The 663-nt window shown below is 40.7% G+C and carries 1 pseudogene; it reads right to left on the bottom strand.

What is annotated here, in order from left to right:
• Positions 1 to 663 (bottom strand): annotated as a pseudogene (locus tag OKC24_RS19865) (IS3 family transposase); the annotation flags it as partial.

Genomic DNA, 663 nt, shown 5'->3' on the forward strand with positions numbered 1-663 from the left:
TGATGCTCGTAAATTTGCTGCTTCTAAACGATTGGTATAGCGAATTGAAAGATATTGAACACCTCTATCTGAATGATGAATCACATTCTTAGGTATACCTCGGTCATGCAATGCTTGCTCTAGTGCATCGAGCACCATGTCTGTATTCATACGTGTTGATACTTTCCATCCAACAATCGCTCGTGAGAACACATCAATAATAAAGGCGGTATAGACCCAGCCTGAATGAGTTTGAATATACGTGAAGTCACCGACCTGAGAAGCACTGCTTCGCAAGGGTCAGGATAATCAGCAGTAAAATTACGTTTCACTAAATCATCCGCTCTTTTTTGATCATCTCGGCTACGGGTGGTGTATTTATTCTTCCCACGCCAAACACCCTGTATAGCTAGCTTCTTCATCAAGCGAACCACTGTACAGCGTGCAATAACATAACCTTCAAGTTTCAGTTGTTGCCAAACTTTACGTACACCATATCGACCTGAACTTTCTTTCCAAATTCGTTTAATTTGTTCAGCATGATGCAAATCATGTAGATCTCGCTTTGCTCGATGTTCTGGGTTTTCAGCAATATCTAGTGTTCGATAATAGGTAGAAGCTGAGATCGGTAAAATCCTACAAATCGCCTCAACACCATATAACGCCTTATTGTTATGGATGAAA

It is taken from the genome of Acinetobacter entericus, assembly GCF_026168575.1.
GTDB lineage: Bacteria > Pseudomonadota > Gammaproteobacteria > Pseudomonadales > Moraxellaceae > Acinetobacter > Acinetobacter bouvetii.